Below are 17,146 nucleotides of genomic sequence, written 5' to 3'. Positions count from 1 at the left end.
ACCTGAAAAGGAATCATGGACATGGTACCAGCCCCGCTCATCTCTTGAATCCTGCTGTTCTGGCTGCCCTCGCAGTCGTAGTTCGGAGCCCGCATCCGGCCGGACTGCCCAGCTGTCTGTGACCTGGAGCACAGCAATGTTGCGGGTGTCTGTCGTTGCAACGCGGCCAGAAGGCTTCACCGGGCCCTTCACCTGGTGTTTTGCATGCCGGCCCGCCGCCGCCGGTCAGGGATCCCCGCCACCCGGTGTGGCCCGCCGAGGGCTAAAGACCATTACTGACGTTGAACTTGTGGGGTAGTGGCTGGGTCTCGCGGGGTACCCCGGGCGGATGAGGTATCCGGATGACGGTGGATTGACCGCCGCCGATCGTGCACGACGGGAACACGTCCGGCTGCTGGCCGCGGACCTGTTCGCCGACGGGATGTCGCCACCGGCGGTGGCCGATGGGCTGCGGGTGTCCCGGAAGTCGGCCTACAGCTGGCATCAGACCTGGGAGTCCGGCGGCCGGGACGCGCTGCGGTCAGCGGGGCCGGCGTCCCGCTGCCGCCTCGACGACGACCAACTCGGCCGGCTGGTGCCATGCGACATGATCGTCTCCCTTCGTCGGGCGCTAGTCTCCGTCACATTCCGTGGTAACGCAGCGCGATCGGTTGCCGTGGCGCAGGGCAATCGTTGCTGGTGAGGGCGCCTGTTCAGGTCTCGTTCGAGGTCTGGATCGCGGCGCCCGGTTCGCTATGGGCCGGGCTGGGGTGACGGGGTGCCCGCGCCGCCCCGGGGGGCGGCTGGGGCGCTTGGGGGTGCCGTGCAGGATTCGCCGCGCCGGCCAGGCGGAGGCCGGGCCCCAACCCCGCGGCGCCGTGCGGGCAGGCGGGCGCACGTGGTGGGTGCGTAAGGCCCGCTGTAGTTCAGGGCCAGGCACAATGTCGTGAAGTTTGGCGGGGGTGGTCTCTGTCAAGGTGTCGGGGCGAGGATGTCGACGCTGAGGGTGGCTTTGTGGCTGGGTCCGTGAAGTCGGCCTTTGGCGGTGCTGGCGGCGTAGTTGGAGATCGCGCGTTTGACGACGCGGGGGCTGATGCGCAGGCGCCGGTCGGGGAGCAGGTCGGCCAGGACCGCGCAGCCGATGACGCCGACGAGGTCGACGGTCTCGCCGTCGATCACGCCGGCGGCCTTGATGACCTGGTCGCGGGCGGTCTGCAGGGCGGTGGTGAAGCTGCCGCGGTCGGGGTCGAGGGCCGGGTCGCTCAGGGCGGCGTTGGCGATCGCGATCCGGATCGCCTGGTAGGTCACGAGCAGGGCGTAGATCTCCTGCTCGACGCCGTCCGGGGTACGCGAGCGCAGGACCGCGCCGCCCAGGATGGTCGACTTCAGCTCAAGGAACGCCGTCTCCACCTCCCAGCGATCATGGTAGAGGCGGATCAGTTCGGCGGCCGGGACCGATGGGTCGAGCACGGTCGTGACCAGCAGGTAGTGCTCGGTGCGCCGGGTGCCGTCGGTGGTGGTCACCGTGATCTCGCAGCGGATCACCCGGAGCTCGACTGGGCCGATCCGCGAGATCCACGACCCGTCGGGCAGTGTCCGTAGCACCGGTAGCTGCCGGTTGCCCGTGACCCGGATGAGCAGGTCGGCGCCGGTCGTCGCGATCGCCTTGATCGTCGGGGTGCCGGCGAACCCGCGGTCCGCGAGCACGATCATCCCGGTGTGCAGCGCCCGGGCGGCCAGGGTGGCGGCGTAGGCCGTCTCGCCGGCGCTGGTCGGCCCGAACATCGCGTCGACCAGGGTGCGTGTTCCGCAGGCGACCAGCGCGACCAGGCGGACCTGCGGGTAGCCGGTGCCGCCGTGGTTCCCGGCGCCCTTGAGGAACCGGCGCAGGTTCTTCGTGCCGTCCGCGCAGGTCAGCGTGCTTCCATCGAGTGCGATGACCAGCAGCCGGCGCCAGAACACCCCGCGGGTCGAGGGGGCACCCGACGCGCCGCGCAGCAACTCGAACAGCGCGCGCAGCGGCGCGACACCCAGTCGTAGGCGGGCCTGCCACAGCGCGGCGCCCGACGGATCGGCAACCTCAAGGCCGGCGAGGCCGGCGACGAGCCGGCCCCATACCTTCCGCCAGCCCAGTCCCTCGAACAGGCCGGCCGCGAGTAGCAGGTAGACGACCACCCGCGCGGGCAGGTCCCGCACCCGCTGCTCGAACTTCCCGGTCTCGGCGAGGACCGCGTCGACCATCTCGAACGGGATGATCCGGGTCGGTTCCCCAAGGTGACCCGGCGCGAACCGACCCGCGGCGACCTCGATGACACGAGTGATGACAGACTTGGTAGACAGCGGAGCTCCCGGGGTAAGGGCGTCTTTGGAGGACACCCCGATCTACCGGGGCTTCGCTGCCTACTCACCCCGACATGCCGCGCCCCGCCAGCCCTTGACAGGAGGGCGAGATCGCCGTGCTGATCACTATGGGTGCAGGAAAATGGACTGGGTGTCCCGGTCAGCCGCTGGGTCTGCGATGCCGATGAGCTCGTTTTGACAGGATGGCGATGGGGGCCGGTCAGGGAACTACGGATTGGTGCCCGGGCGGCGGCCCGCTGCCCGGAGCCCGCGTGTCAGACTCTGCCTCCTCCCTTGGCCCCTCCGGGCCGCCCGCTGGACACGGACGTGTCACGCGGAAGGGAGAACACCATGTCCCGGCAGGATGTCAAGGACGAGGTCATCCATCTACGGTCCGCCGGGGTGGACCTGGGCAAGCGGTTCCTCCTCGCCTGCGCGCGCACGCCGAGCCCGACACGGCCGGGGAACTGGACGTTGGAGACTGAACGATTCGGCACCACCCGCACCGAGGTGCTGCGGCTGTTGGCCTGGCTGCAGGAACACCGGGTTGAGGTAGTGGTCATCGAAGCAACCTCCGACTACTGGCGCTCGATCTACTACACCCTGCAGCCGCATCTGAACCTGATGCTGGTCAATCCCGCCCACCTCAAAGGCATTCGCGGCCGCAAGACCGACCCGAGCGACGCGGCGTTCCTCGCCCGGGCCGGCGCCTCCGGCCTGGTCATGGCCTCCTTCGTGCCGGCCTGCGAGATCCGGGAACTACGGGATCTGACCCGTCGCCGGACCGAGATCGTCCGCGCGGTAGGGCGAGAAGCCCAGCGGCTGGAGAAGGAACTGGAAGACACCGGCATGAAGCTCACCTCGGTGATCAGCGATGTCACCGGGGCCACCGGCCGCGCGATCCTCACCGCTTTGCTCGGCGGGGAACGGGACCCCAACCGCCTGGCTGACCTCGCGTGCGGCAAGGCGCGCCAGAAGATTCCCGCCTTGGTCGAGGCGCTGGACGGCGAGTTCACCGACCACCACGCCTTCATGGTTCGCCACTACCTGGACGAGATCGATCGTCTCCGCGGCATCGTTGCCGCGTTCGACGCGCGGGTCACCGCCATGCTGACCGATCACCAGCAGGACCTGGACAACCTCGACACCATCCCGGGAATCGGCCGCCTCGCCGCCGAGATCATCATCGCTGAGACCGGCGGCGACATGGCCCCGTTCGCGACCGCCGGCCACCTCGCTTCCTGGATCGGCGTCTGCCCGGGACAGAACGAGTCAGCGGGGGTGAACAAGTCCGGACGGACCCGAGCGGGCAACAGCCACCTCAAGCGGCTCCTCGGAGTTGCAGCGATGTCGGCCATCAAAGACAAGACCTCGTACCTGGCTGTGTTCTACCGCCGCATCGCCACCCGCAGAGGTGGCAAACGGGCCTTGGCCGCAGTCATGCACAAACTGGCCATCGCGATCTGGCACATCCTGCATGACACGGTTCCCTACCGCGAGCTCGGTGCTGACCACCTCTCCGCACGCACTCCCGAACGAACCATGCGACGCATGATCAAGGAGGCCAACCGTCTCGGCCTCACCCTCCGCTTCGAGCCCATCGCAGCGGCTTGCCCATGACCGGGTGCACGTTATTTTCGTGTCAGCCCCGCGTAGCGTGCCCTGTGGTGAGGGTCACAGCCAGATGGTGATGAAAAGTCTCACTACCTGACGTCCAGTCCGACGGACGAATGACGGACAAACGATCAAGGGCTTTGATCAGATTTTCCTGATCAAAGCCCTGACCTGCCGATATGGGTGGAGGTGAGGGGACTCGAACCCCTGGCCTCCTCCGTGCGAGGGAGGCGCTCTACCAGGCTGAGCTACACCCCCTGGAAGTTCTTGAAGCTTACCCCAGGCCTGGACGGGTGTGGTGGGCGGCCCCTGAACAGTCCGGGGCCTCCGAGCGGGCGGGAAGGACCATGATCGCCCACTCTTTGGCCAACTACTGCGCCGTGGCCCGGGTCAGGCGTGGGCCCCCTGCCCTTGCCCTCGGCACCAGGACCATGCCGGCGTCGATCTCGGTAGCCGCATCCGCCTCGGCCAGCAGGTGGGCGAACAACCTCGCAGCGGCTGCCGGCCGCAGCAGCCCGGCTTCGTGGCCACGCCAGCCGTATTCCCGCGCACCGTCGAAGACAACCTGATGATCCGGATTTTCCTCGCGGTCGAACACCATGCGAGCACCATCCGGTATGTCATTGTTTTCCCATTGATTAAAATCGGACACAACGTTGTCTGTATCCCACGCGGACAAGTCCGGATGGCCGAAAGCCCGGTATCCCGTCAACGGGCGGGCCGGCGGGTGGTTGACCCAGAGCGACAGACCTTCCTCCGGGCTCCATTTCGGGTCCCAGACCGGCACCTGCCACAGTTCACGTCCTGGACGGAACAACGCCAGTGTCACCCGTACGCCGCGGCACCGCAGCTGGAATCCGAATCCGTCCGGACGCAGTCCGCGCAGCTCCACCGGCACGGCAAAACTGCCAGGGCACAGCCGGAATCCTGCCGTCCGCAACTGCGAGGTCCACTCCTCGAACGTCCGCTCCTGGGATCCAGGGACACCGGAAACCCCGGTCCACCGACCACGATGGTCATTACTCACTGTGACGCCCCTTTGCGCTCGTCGGCGATGACAGGCGGCGGAACAAGTAGCGACGAGACGTCCGGGATGCTGGCCCGCCTCGCAGCGACCGCCGACCGCCGACCGCCGACCGCGCTTTGGAACGCAGGTCAGGCGACAACGGCCAGGTCAGAGCAGGTCGACTTCGACCTGACGCATACAGGGCAAGCCGGGGCTAACCGAACTTCTCAGGCGATGGCCCCTCGCGCACACCATCGGCCGGAAATGCCGGACGGGGGACGTCGGGACGACAAGGCGGACGTCAGCGCACGCGAGGGCACCGACAACAGGCCCCCGCGGTGGCGCACGCGGCAGCCTCGACGAACAGCTCGAGGGCGTTCGGCGCGCGCATGGTCACAAGAGCATTATGCACTGGCCGACCCCACCCCGCCGGCATGACCCGGGGCACCGGTCCATCCGTCAGCGTCACGCCGTGGTCGCCCCCGGCATCCGCGAGTGGAGCGGACCGGATCTCGAAGGTCCACACATCAGCCGAGCGTCGACACCTCGACCACGGGCAGGCCCGCCTCCTTGGCCTTGTCGACCAGGTCATCGGTCACCGACGCCCGGTACGGGCCTACCGGACGCAGGACCAGCACGACAATCTCCTCGGCTGGGATGAGCCGCAGCCGCGCCGCACGTTCGAGCAGCCGTGTGTTCGTCCGGTGATATACCTCACCGTCCTCAACCTCACCGAGGATCTCCAGCTCACCCGACTTCAGCGAGCCGATCAACCGGTCGTACCGGTCGCACCAGACCGGCCCACGGTCACGGACCGACGTCCGCCGGAACGTAGCTGCGTCGAACGGCAGCACCACCCGCACACCCAGCCCACTCGAACGCGCGGCGTCCAGCACCACCAGGTCCGCTCCGGACGCCGCGGCACCGACCAGCAGTCGTGGGCGCAGCTGGGTCAGCACCTCGGCGGTTCGCCGTTCGACGTCGGGCACGTCACTCTCACGGAACCGGGGTTGGCGAATATCACAGCTGTCAATCTGAACCCCGCCGAAGACGACAATCATGAACGACCGGCAATCATGAACGACGCACCACGATGTCGAGTTTCCCACACATCCGACGGATACGCGGAACGGCCGCAACCTCGCGGAGCCCGGTTCGTTGCATCCACCGCCGGGCCGGGCGGTCAGCTTCCGACCGCGTGCCGACGCAGCAACTCGTCGAGATCGTCCGGATCCTCGGTCCGCGGCTCGGGCTGCTGCGAACCGGATGCCGCAGGCCCGGCGGTGAGACCGCCGTGCGTTCCCGGCGGGTTGACCTGCACCCTCCCTGGCCTGGATGTGTTCGGCCGTGCTCCCGATCGGGTGGCCGGACGCCCGTTTCCCGGCGTCCCCGACCCCTGACCGAAGCCCTGTTCGGCATTCGCCGCATCCTCGAACTCGTCGGTATCGGCCACGGCCTGAGCGGACCCTTCGACCGCGGTTCCGTTGTCAGCAAGGCCATCAGCCACCCGGCCGTCGACCACCGCACCGTCGACCACCGCACCGTCGACGACCGCACCGTCGACCACCACGCCGTCGACGACCCACGGCTGCCGTGTGCCACCGGCTGTCGCGGTACCCGCGGCGGCTGCCTCGGCGATCTCCCGAAGGTCCGCTGTCTCGGCGGTGGTGACCCCATGGCCCTCACCGACGCTGCCGTGGGCCGCGCCGGCGTCGCGATCGACCATGGCGGGGTCGGACAGTCGGAACGGTTCGCTACCGTCCGCCCACTGCCGGCCCGTGCCGCTGAGCGCACCGAGCCCAGGCGCCCGGCGGGCATGCCGGGCAGCCCGCTCCGCGGCGATCCGCCGGTCCCGGGCCAACCGGGAGGCACGAAGCCGCCGCTCGGACTGGGCGGCCCGCCGCAGATGGACCACATAGCCGAAGAGCCCGACATCGACCAGGACCTGGACGAAGATCCACATGCCGCCCAGCAACCCGGCGAGCAGCGCGGTCACCGGGATCGCGGCCAGCAGGACGAACAGCCGCTGCCTACGCAGCCGGATCAGGGCCAACCGATCGGCCTCCCGCTTGCGCCCACTCGGGGGAACAGCGCGCCGTCCGATGTCCTCATCCGGATCGGCGGCGGCTGGTCGCGGTACGGACTCCTGATCCGACCGTGGCGTCCCGCGGCGCGACAGAACGCGCATGGCTGTCGTGAAACGTTCGGCTGACCGCTGTTCCAGCGTGCCGTCATGGTGGCGCAGCCACATCGGTATAAGCACGAATCCCCACACCGCGACGATCGCGAGCCAGATGAGCGCGCTCATGCGCACGGGAATGGAAGGCGGCACCGTGCCGCGAAGCGCGAGCCGCCCGCACGGGCCTCAGTCGGCGCACTCTGCCGCGCGTGCGAGCTGACCATGAACGGTGGCCTTCCTGCCGATCCGAATATCGAAGATGACGATGGTGTGCCCGGACCTCGTATGTCGGCGGCGCCGAAATTACGAGGGGCCCCGAACGGCGCGATCATGACGTGTCTCGCGCCACCGGCGGTCCTAAGGAACGCTAGTGAGGGAATACCGTCCGGTCACCGACCTGAAGCCCGCGTGTCGCACCATCGCGACCCGCACCATGTTCGCACCCGGATGCCGCCGCCGACACCGACAGGCCCCACCAAAAGCGATCAACTCTACGACACAGCGCCTCCAGCACCACAAAAGGATCTTAGTGGCCGGACAAACCGTGATGACCGGACGCATCAAGTGGCCGCCATCACGCAAAAAGTAGCTATCCGAACACTCATCGTTAGGTAATGGCGTGTACGCCGCCGAGCTCAGCTCTGTGATGCACGGGTGCCACGCCACCGGTTCAGTAACCCTTCCGGCGCGTCCTCCACGGTGATGGCGTAGCTGATGTGGTCCCGGTAAGCCCCACCGATCGCGAGATAGCGCCGGTGGAACCCCTCCTCGCGGAACCCCAGCTTTTCCACGACCCGACGGCTCGCGGTGTTCTCCGGCCGGACGTGTGCCTCCACCCGGTGTAGCGCCGCGGCAGTGAAGCAATGGTCCACCACCAGTGCCACCGCGGTCGGCGTGATACCACGTCCGGCATGCCCACGGTCAACCCAGTAGCCGACATGCCCGCTGTTCAGCGCCCCACGAACGATCGTGGAAACGGTGACCTGCCCCACCAGCCGTTCTTGGAACGTCACGGCAAAAGGTAATGCCGCACCGAGACGTGCCTGCTGACGCAGCCGTCGCACCATCCGGCTGTACACCCCGATGGTCTGGCGTTGTGCCCACCCGTCCTCGGTGACGGGCATCGCTTTCGGTGTCGCCTCCCATGGCACCAGCCAGTCACCGTTACGTACTCGGAGATCGACCCAGGTGACGGCCTCACGCAGCCGCAGCGGACGCACCCCTACCGGACCGTCCGCGAGACTCACCGGCCACCCGGGTGCCCTCATCACGCCTTCCCCGACCCACGATCACGATCACGATCACGATCACGATCACGATCACGATCACGATCATCCATGCCGCCATGATCATGGCCATGACCGCCACCACGTATCTGCGCCACCGCATGCCCGACCACCCCGGCAAGCACGTTCACGCCGTCGGAGACACCACCGGTGGAACCCGGCAGGTTCACCACCAACGTCCCACCCCGGACGCCGACGATCCCGCGGGAGAGCACCGCCGTCGGGACCTTCTCACGGCCGGCGGCGCGCAGCGCGTCGGCAAGTCCGGGAACCTCACGGTCGACCACCTGCCGGGTCGCCTCCGGTGTCACATCCCTCGGTGCGAGACCGGTGCCGCCGGTCGTGACGACCAGGTGGACGTCTGCGTCGACCGCTGCCTCCAGCGCGGTCACGATCGCCTCCGCCTCGTCCGGGACGACAACCACCTCGTCGACGGCGAACCCGATCAGCCCCAGCGCCTCGGCGGCCAGCGGCCCCGAACGGTCCGCGTAACCGCCGGTGTAGGCGCGGTCCGAAACGGTAACCACCCGTGCCCGCAGGCCGCTCGGTACCCTCGCCGCGCGACTCACCGTGGTGCACCACCCGGCTCGACGGCGTCCCCCGTCCGGTGCCAGTCGCCCGAACGACCGCCGGTCTTCGCCAGCAGCCGAATGTCGGTGAGCGTCGCCTCCGGGTCAACGGCCTTGACCATGTCATGCAGGGCCAGCCCGGTCACCGCGACCGCGGTCAACGCCTCCATCTCCACGCCGGTGCGGTCCGTCGTCCGGGTGGTCACGGTGATCTCGACTCCGTGGTCGTGGACGTCGAGTTCGACCCGCACCCCCGACAGGGCGATCGGATGGCACAGCGGAATCAGCTCAGGGGTGCGCTTGGCGCCCATGATGCCGGCCACCCGGGCGACCCCGAGCGCATCCCCCTTGGGTACGCCGGCGCCGCGGAGCAGGTCGACGACAACCGGTGCCGTGCGCAGGCAGCCGCGGGCCGTCGCCGTCCGCACGGTCACGTCCTTGGCCGAGATATCGACCATGCGCGCGGCACCGTCGGCATCTACGTGGGTCAGCCTCGGTTCGGTCATGCGCCGGCCTCCGTCTCGACCGGAGCGGCCATCACCTCGTCGCCGAGCGGCAGCACGGTCAGCTCCTGGCCCACCGACACCTCGGCCCGGTCCTCCGGGACGATCAGCAGCGCATCCGCGGCCGCGAGGGCCGACATCTGGTGTGCGCCCTGTCCCCCGGCGAGATGGGCCACCGGCGGCCCCCCGTCGGCGGAGACTACGAGACGAACCCGCAGGTACGAACGCCGGCCCCGCGGCGACTGAAGTTCCTGCGCCGTGGTGGCGACCAACGTCGGTCGGTGCACGGACCCAAGCCCCCGCATCCGCCGCAACGCCGGTCGGACGAACAGCTCGAACGACACCAGCGCGCTGACCGGGTTGCCGGGCAACGTGAAGACCGGCACCCCGCCGATCAGCCCGAACCCCTGCGGCATGCCGGGCCGCATGGCGAGGCGTTCGAAACGAACCTCCCCGGAACCGGCAAGGACCTGTTTGACCACGTCGAAGGCGCCGACGCTCACCCCACCAGTAGTGATCACCGCGTCGGCGTCGGCGAGGATGCCCGGCAGTACCTCGGCGAACGCATCCGGGGAGTCTGGGACGTGGGCCTGCCGCCGAACCTGCGCGCCGGCCTCGCGCACGGCCGCGGCCACCGCGTGGCTGTTCGAGTCGACGATCTGCCCGGGGCCGAGCGTCCCACCGACCTCGACCAGTTCGCTGCCGGTCGAGAGCACCGCCACCCGGGGACGGGGGTGAACACTCGGCGCCGCCACGCCGAGCGCGGCCAGCAGACCGATCTGGGCCGATCCGAGGAGCCGTCCGGCCGGCAGGACCAGGTCGCCCACGGCCACGTCCTCACCGGCCCGTCGGATGTTCTGACCGGGGAAGGGCGCGCGCAGCACGGTCACCGCGTCCGTCCGGCCGTCGGTCCACTCGAGTTGGACGACGGTGTCGGCGCCAGGCGGAAGCGGCGCGCCGGTCATGATCCGGGCCGCGGCTCCGCGCGCCACCGGTGCCGGCGTGCCCGCCTGGGCGGGGATGTCTCCGGTGACCGGCAGGGTCACCGGAGTGTCGGGACCGGCCTCGGCCACATCGGCCGCGTACACCGCATATCCGTCCATGGCCGAGTTGTCGAACCCGGGAAGTGGGGTACCCGCACGCAGGTCGGCGGCAAGCACACAGCCGTGCGCTGCCTCCAGTGGAAGCGACCGCGGCGGCAGCACGCAAACCGCGGCGAGGATGTCCGCAACATGCGCATCCACCGACTTCACCGCAATCGCCTCCTCACCGCGATCGCCTCCGGCGGCCCGGACCGCCACCCACTTTGATCATCACAGGCCGGGTTCGGCCTTGGGCCCCCCGGAGGAGACGTACTCCTCCAGCCACGGGTACAGCTCCGGGCCGAGGTCCGGCCGCTCGCAGGCGAGACGGATCACCGCCTTGAGGTAGTCCACCCGGTCACCGGTGTCGTAACGGCGACCGGTGAAGACCACCCCGTGGACGGGCTCGCCGTCGGCGTCACCGCGCATCGCCAGCGTCCGCAGCGCGTCGGTGAGCTGAATCTCGTTCCCTCGGCCGGGCGGGGTCTCCCGCAGCACGTCGAAGACCGACGGCGACAGGACGTACCGCCCGATGATCGCGAGATTGCTGGGCGCCTCGTCAACCGGGGGTTTCTCCACAAGGTCGCGGATGCGGACCGTCTGGTAGGGACCAGCCGCGGCGACGGGAGCCGGATCGACGGTCGCGACCCCGTACAACGACACGAGATCCTCCGGTACCTCCATCAGCGCGACGACGCTGCCACCGAAACGCTCCCGTACCGCGAGCATCTCCACCAGCAGCGGGTCACGCTCGTCGATCAGGTCGTCGCCGAGCAGAACCGCGAACGGCTCATCGCCGACGTGCGCGGACGCGCACAGCACCGCGTGTCCCAGCCCACGCGGTGCCTGCTGGCGGACGGAGTGGACCTCGGCGAATCCGGCGGACGCGCGGACGCGCTCCAGACGGGCCGTGTCGCCCTTACGTTCCAGGGCGGCCTCCAGTTCGACCTCCCGGTCAAAATGGTCTTCTATTGCCTTCTTGGTACGACTCGTGACAAGAAGGACGTCTCGCAGTCCGGCGCGGGAAGCTTCCTCCACCACATACTCGATAGCCGGCCGGTCAACGACCGGCAGCATCTCCTTGGGAAGGGACTTGGTCGCTGGCAGGAATCGGGTGCCCAGCCCCGCAGCCGGAATCACCGCCTTCGTTACTGACATGGGCGAAACCCTAGTCGCCGGCCGCTCACCGGGTCGCCGCGGCGCGCATCATCACCTTTTGCGCCGATGCACCGGCCTTCACCAACCGAGTCCCCGCGTCCCGGAGTCCCCGCGGATCAGGACGGCGCGGTGCAGGCCCAGTCCACGGCAAGCAGAATCGGCGCGTCGGGCGGGCCCGCCAGACCGAACCGGCACGTCCAGTCCGTCACCTTCGGCCGACCGAGACGTTCCCACCTGCCGATGAGCGCGGTCGCGACATCCAGGGCGACCGGGTTTCCTGCGAGGATCACATCATTGTGGGTGAACAACGCGGCGGCGGCGGTGTCGGGGTCGAAGACACCGCATCCGCCCCACTCCTGCGGCGCCCCGACAATATGCACCCGGGTCACCCGCTCGTCCAGACACGCGGCGGCGAAGCACAGATCCGCCAGGGCGTTCGGACTCAGCGCGGCGGGCAGCAGCCGGTGCCGGGTAACCGGCACCGCGGTCGCGCGGACGAACGGCGGCACCGAGGACGGATCCTGCCAGCCGAGAGGTCCCGCGGCCGGTAGGAAGCCGGCGGAGGCCAGTCCGCGGCCCCGTACCGTGCTCCCCGTGGCCGTGTCCCCCGGACCTGCCGCATTCGCCGTGTCCGTGTCCATGTCCGTCGGACCTGCCACCTCCGCCGTGTCCGCATCCGCCGCACCGGAAGTGACCAGGATGAGCGGCGACAGGCCGCCATGCCGGATCGGGACCAGGATGCTCCCCCGTGGGGCGAGCTGGTGCGTCCACGACGGTGCCAGACCGTTCACCGCGCACGTGACAACCACCCGGTCGTAGGGCGCGTCATCGGGCCATCCCTCGTAGCCATCGCCGTGGACGACCGTGCCGAGCGAGGTGTCGACGCCATCGGCGGCAAGCCGTGCCAGGGAGGCCCGAGCCTCCATCACCACGGCCGGGGAGACATCCACCGAGGTCACCCGACACCCGAGGACGGCCAGCAGCGCCGCGTTGTATCCGGTGCCCGCACCGATCTCCAGCACCCGCAGGTCAGGGCCCACGTCCAACCACTCGATCATCCGCGCGACCAGCGACGGTTGGGAACACGACGACAGCGGCACACCGTGCTCGTCACCCGCCTCCGGCAGATGGGTGACGAGCGCGTTGTCGGCGTAGGCCGCGTCGAGAACGTCAGAAGACGGTAGATGGTCCTGGGGCACGGTCAGGTACCGCGAGGTCGGTCCTGTCGCGTCGTAGAAGCCGGTCAGGCAGCGGTCACGCCGGACCGTGGTGAAAGCGTCCGCGACATCCGGCCGGGTGATCGCTCCGAGCGCCCGCAGGCGCTCGACGAAGGCGTCGAGCCGTGCCGGCATCGTCGGGCCGTCGTCGTCCTCGCCGGGCGGACCTGGCACCGGTGCGACCGGATCTGTTCCATCCACCAGACCAGGGTCAGGCAGATTGCCGACACTTGCTGCCCATTCGAGCCAATCATGATCGAATTTGATGGATTATTGCGTAGAATGCCAACTTCACCAACAACCCGGCTAGCAACATGCAACTTTTGGACAATTCATACGTGCCACCGCCTCGCGGCGGAGGACGTGAATCGGGCGCAACCCGAAAGTTCGAACAAGCGATCCGATATCGCCGAAGCGGACGATGGCGCATTCGGTTCGGATGCGGCCTTACCGCAGGCCGGCCAGTTCCCGGCTCAGATTGGCATGGGCGGCCGACTCCCAGTGACGGGACCCCCACAGGGTGGCATACACCCCGTTTTCGAGCAACGAGCACAGAACGGCCGCCCGGCCGGAGATCCACTGCTCAGGGGAGACCCAGGCATACTCCCGCCGGATCCTGCGCACGTAGCGGTCGTACTCGGGCGCCGGCCGAGCCAGCACCCGAAGGTCCGCATCGTTGACCACCGCTTCGTCCGGTTCGGTGGACGCGTGCGTCCGGGTCGCGCGCACCAACCGGTCGACGTCACCGACCAGCGACCCCGGGCACTGCAAAGCGGTGAGCGTGGCAACCGCCAGTTCCCCCGACCGGGCCTCGTTGTCGCCCGCCCGGGTGTCGTAGACCGCATCGTGGAAGAAGACCGCCAGCACGCAGGCAGGATCCGGCCACGCCAGGCAGACGTCGCCATACGGCCGACCACCGCTGCGGGCGCGGTTGCGGTCGGCCGCGACAAGCAGCCGTACCGCCGTCAGCATCTCCGCTACGTGGCGGAACGTGTGATAAGAACGCCCGGGTTCGGCGTGTCGTAACGCCAGGTCGGCAAATGCGGACGCCCTGGCAGCCGCATCCGCCCGCGCACCGGCCGCCAGCAGGGAGCCGTCGAACGCCCGAGCCAACAGCGACAGCGCACCTGGGCCCGCCTCCACGCGTCGCACACCTCGCTCCACACGTCCCGGATAGCCGTGAACGCGTTCGCGAGACTGCACCCGTCCCGTCCCGGCCCGGCCCGGCCCGGTCACGCGTTCCAGTCCGATCATCGGCGCGTTCCCGCTCCGCCGTGGCGGAAATACCCGAACCAGGCAACATACGGCCACCCAAGTCCCACCGAGACCACCAAGGCCCACCGAGACCACCCAGGCCCCACTGAGACCACCCAGGCCCCACTGAGACCACCCAGGCCCCACTGAAACGACGACAGTGCCACGCCGACGACCGCGCCATGCCGATCAACTCGCGGTCGGTCCGCACCGTCACAATCCACGACGTGGTCACGACGGGTCCGGACGACCCCACCCACCGCCACCAGGGGTACGGATAGTGACTACCGCACCAGCCGGCAGATCGAGGCTCGCCTTCGGCGCCAGCGCGACACCGTCCACCTCGTTACGACCCATCGCGCCCGGCCCGCCACCGGCAGCACCCTGTGGAGCATGCCTGCGACGATCGGTCAACACCGACAGGGTCGCCGGCTCCAGGACACGGATCGATCGGACCAGCCCCGCGCCGCCCCGGTGGCGGCCCGTCCCGGACGTGGTCGGGTCAAGCTCGTAGCGTTCGACCCGCATCGGGTACTCCAGCTCCAACGCCTCGATCGGGGTGTTCAGGGTGTTGGTCATACCGACATGCACCCCGGACGGGCCGGGTCCACGTACGGAAGCTCCCTGGCCGCCGGCCAGCGTCTCGTAGTACGTCCACCCGCGCCCGCCAATGATCAGATTGTTCATCGTGCCCTGTCCCTGCGCGGGTGGACCCGCCTTCGGCCGGGCAGCCTCCGGCCGGGCAGCCACAGCCTGGGCCAGGGCCGCAAGGACGATGTCCGCTATCCGTTGGGACGTCTCCACGTTGCCTGCGACCACGGCTGACGGCCGGCGCGCATCCACCAGCGACCCGGGCTCGGTCAGCACCTCCAGCGGGGCGTAGGTGCCGTCGTTGGCCGGGACGTCGTCGGGCAGCAGCACCCGCAACGCGAAACAGCACGCCGACCGGGTGACCGCCCGCGGGCAGTTCACGTTGCCGGGCACCGCCGACGACGTACCCGCGAAGTCGACGGTCAGCGTGTCCCCGGCGACCGTCACAGTCACCCGGATCGGGATGTCGTCGTCATCCACGCCGTCACCCTCGACCTCGCCGACGGCGGTGTAACGGCCGTCGGGCAGGCCCGCGATCATCGTCCGGGCCCGCCGCTCGCCGTAGGCCAGCACCTCGGTGAACGCCTCCAGTACCACCGCCAGGCCCCGGCGTTCGACCAGTTCGGCCAGCCGGGTGCCGGCGAGCCGGTTCGCGGCGGCCTGGGCGCGCAGGTCACCGCGACGCAGCTGGGGCGTCCGGGAGTTCGCGCAGATCAGTTCGAGGATGTCGCCCTGCCACTCATCGCCCGAGACAAGGCGTACCGGTGGGATGATGAGCCCCTCCGCATAGATCTCCCGCGAGTCCGCCGGCATCGACCCAGGACGCATCCCACCCATGTCCGAGTGGTGCGCCCGCGTCGCGGCATAGGCGATGATCTTGCCTTCGGTCGCCAGCGGCGAGACGAGCGTGACGTCGGGTAGGTGGTTCCCGCCGGCGAACGGGTCGTTGAGCACCCATACGTCCCCGGGCAGGGCACCACGCTCGGCCACCGCGCGAACCGACTCGTACATGGCGCCAAGGTGCACGGGAACGTGGGCGGCCTGGGCGACCATCCGCCCTGCCGCGTCGAACAGTGCGGCCGAGCAGTCCCTGCGTTCCTTGATGTTGGACGAGTAGGCGCTGCGGACCAGCAGCGTCCCCATCTCCTCGGCGATACCGGCGAGCCCGCTCGCCAGCACCGACAGCGTGACCGGATCCACACGCCCTTCCTTCGGCTCGTCGCGGACTGCCTGATCGATCCTGAAGAATCTCACGACCAGGGCCGCGGACGCCGTAAAATACGCCTCCATCAGGCCTGGGGAGTATGGGTGATCATCGTTCAGGAGTTGCTCACGAGCGGTCCCGACGCCTACGGAGTCCCGACCGGTACCGACCGTGGTTGACCCGAACAGCGCTCGGAAGAAACAGCACAGAGCCACACCGGAACCGATCGACAAAGCCGATCCGGCGACCGTGGCGGCGCTGTCCGCGGGCATCGCCCCCGAGCGCTGTTCCAGGAAGCACTACGAGAAAGAACTCGACCGCCTGCAGAGCGAACTCGTCCGGATGCAGGAGTGGATCGTCCATCGCGGCCTCCGCGTCATTGTAATCATGGAAGGCCGGGATGCCGCGGGCAAGGGCGGAGCGATCAAACGCATCATCGAGAAACTCAACACCCGCTACTGCCGGGTCGTCGCCCTCGGGACGCCGACCGGACGTGAACGGACACAATGGTATTTCCAGCGTTACATCGCACATCTGCCCGCAGCCGGCGAAATAGTACTGTTCGACCGGAGCTGGTACAACCGGGCAGGCGTCGAAAGAGTCCTGGGCTTCTGCACCGACGAGGAGTACGAGGATTTCCTGCGGACGTGCCCGCAGCTCGAACGAGCACTGGTACGGTCGGGCATCATCCTGGTGAAATACTGGCTGTCACTGAGCGACAAGGAGCAGGAACGACGCTTCGCCGACCGTATCAAAAACCCGGACAAACGGTGGAAGCTGTCAGCCATGGACCTTGAGGCCCGCGCCCACTGGGTCGACTATGCCGAGGCGAAGGACCAGATGTTCTCCTACACCGACCTCAGGGAGACGCCATGGTATGTCGTGGACGCCGATGACAAGCGCAGCGCTCGGCTGAACCTCATCAGCCATCTGCTGACCGTCGTCCCGTACGAGGATCCTCCGCACCAGGAGATCGCGCTGCCGGCACGACAGGAACGCGCCTACGCACGTCCACCCGTCGACAGCCAGGCCTGGGTACCACGCCGTTACGTCGTCGATTGATTCCACATCGTCGGTCGATTCCACGGTCGCCGGCAGACTCCACGGTCGCCGGCAGACCGACAGGCGGCATGGTGTCCGGAGGGATCCACGCGTAGTCGGAGG

The 17,146-nt window shown here is 68.7% G+C and carries 15 protein-coding genes and 1 tRNA gene; 3 read left to right on the top strand and 13 right to left on the bottom strand.

Translation table 11 applies throughout. The features are described 5' to 3' along the window. The first annotated feature begins 352 nt into the window (after positions 1-352). Entirely contained in the window at positions 353-682 is a 330-nt protein-coding gene (locus tag NBW77_RS13505; protein WP_250279816.1) for a helix-turn-helix domain-containing protein, read from the top strand. A gap of 269 nt (positions 683-951) precedes the next feature. On the opposite strand, the gene NBW77_RS13500 is transcribed toward NBW77_RS13505, so the two are convergent. Further along, positions 952-2,355, bottom strand: a complete 1,404-nt coding sequence (locus NBW77_RS13500) for an IS4 family transposase (protein ID WP_207387197.1) — start codon at positions 2,353-2,355, stop codon at positions 952-954. 315 nt (positions 2,356-2,670) lie between these two features. Between NBW77_RS13500 and NBW77_RS13495 the strand changes: the two genes are divergently transcribed. Further along, a complete protein-coding gene (locus tag NBW77_RS13495; RefSeq protein ID WP_131748953.1) occupies positions 2,671-3,939 on the top strand; it encodes an IS110 family RNA-guided transposase in 1,269 nt (422 codons plus the stop codon). Positions 3,940-4,117: 178 nt separating this feature from the next. Here the strand turns inward: NBW77_RS13495 and NBW77_RS13490 are convergent. The 12 genes from NBW77_RS13490 to NBW77_RS13435 form a co-directional block, all read right to left on the bottom strand. Then, positions 4,118-4,191 (bottom strand) — tRNA-Ala (locus NBW77_RS13490). A 112-nt stretch (positions 4,192-4,303) separates the two neighbouring features. Next, a complete protein-coding gene (locus NBW77_RS13485) occupies positions 4,304-4,960 on the bottom strand; it encodes a hypothetical protein (protein WP_242606105.1) in 657 nt (218 codons plus the stop codon). A 506-nt stretch (positions 4,961-5,466) separates the two neighbouring features. Next, complete coding sequence (locus NBW77_RS13480; protein WP_131748951.1) at positions 5,467-5,928, bottom strand: hypothetical protein; 462 nt, start codon at positions 5,926-5,928, stop codon at positions 5,467-5,469. Between the two features lie 194 nt (positions 5,929-6,122). Continuing rightward, the gene (locus NBW77_RS13475) at positions 6,123-7,247 is read right to left on the bottom strand and encodes a SepX/GlpR family protein (protein WP_165486311.1); all 1,125 of its coding nucleotides are present in this window, start codon (positions 7,245-7,247) and stop codon (positions 6,123-6,125) included. 506 nt (positions 7,248-7,753) lie between these two features. Beyond that, positions 7,754-8,386 (bottom strand): GNAT family N-acetyltransferase, encoded by a 633-nt coding sequence (locus tag NBW77_RS13470; protein WP_131748943.1) that lies wholly within the window; start codon positions 8,384-8,386, stop codon positions 7,754-7,756. Continuing rightward, entirely contained in the window at positions 8,386-8,973 is a 588-nt protein-coding gene (locus NBW77_RS13465; RefSeq protein WP_131748941.1) for a MogA/MoaB family molybdenum cofactor biosynthesis protein, read from the bottom strand. The genes NBW77_RS13470 and NBW77_RS13465 overlap by 1 nt, the downstream gene beginning before the upstream one ends. Continuing rightward, positions 8,970-9,479: a cyclic pyranopterin monophosphate synthase MoaC gene (moaC, locus tag NBW77_RS13460; protein ID WP_250279814.1), complete on the bottom strand. Its 510-nt coding sequence runs from the start codon at positions 9,477-9,479 to the stop codon at positions 8,970-8,972. Before moaC ends, NBW77_RS13465 begins: the two co-directional genes overlap by 4 nt. Then, entirely contained in the window at positions 9,476-10,729 is a 1,254-nt protein-coding gene (glp, locus tag NBW77_RS13455; protein ID WP_250279812.1) for a molybdotransferase-like divisome protein Glp, read from the bottom strand. Before glp ends, moaC begins: the two co-directional genes overlap by 4 nt. A gap of 60 nt (positions 10,730-10,789) precedes the next feature. Further along, positions 10,790-11,716: a UTP--glucose-1-phosphate uridylyltransferase GalU gene (gene galU / locus NBW77_RS13450; RefSeq protein WP_250279810.1), complete on the bottom strand. Its 927-nt coding sequence runs from the start codon at positions 11,714-11,716 to the stop codon at positions 10,790-10,792. A 116-nt stretch (positions 11,717-11,832) separates the two neighbouring features. Then, on the bottom strand, positions 11,833-13,107 hold the full coding sequence (locus tag NBW77_RS13445; RefSeq protein ID WP_250279809.1) for a protein-L-isoaspartate O-methyltransferase family protein: 1,275 nt from the start codon (positions 13,105-13,107) through the stop codon (positions 11,833-11,835). 273 nt (positions 13,108-13,380) lie between these two features. Continuing rightward, positions 13,381-14,085, bottom strand: a complete 705-nt coding sequence (locus NBW77_RS13440; protein ID WP_131748968.1) for an HD domain-containing protein — start codon at positions 14,083-14,085, stop codon at positions 13,381-13,383. A 333-nt stretch (positions 14,086-14,418) separates the two neighbouring features. Beyond that, entirely contained in the window at positions 14,419-15,978 is a 1,560-nt protein-coding gene (locus tag NBW77_RS13435; RefSeq protein ID WP_284346925.1) for a hydantoinase B/oxoprolinase family protein, read from the bottom strand. A gap of 253 nt (positions 15,979-16,231) precedes the next feature. On the opposite strand from NBW77_RS13435, the gene ppk2 reads away from it, so the two are divergent. Beyond that, positions 16,232-17,044: a polyphosphate kinase 2 gene (ppk2, locus tag NBW77_RS13430; RefSeq protein WP_242606106.1), complete on the top strand. Its 813-nt coding sequence runs from the start codon at positions 16,232-16,234 to the stop codon at positions 17,042-17,044. Positions 17,045-17,146: the final 102 nt, after the last annotated feature.

Source organism: Frankia sp. Cppng1_Ct_nod (genome assembly GCF_920656135.1).
GTDB lineage: Bacteria > Actinomycetota > Actinomycetes > Frankiales > Frankiaceae > Protofrankia > Protofrankia meridionalis.
Note: the sequence above shows the minus strand (reverse complement) of the source record. Positions and strands in the feature narration are given on the sequence as shown.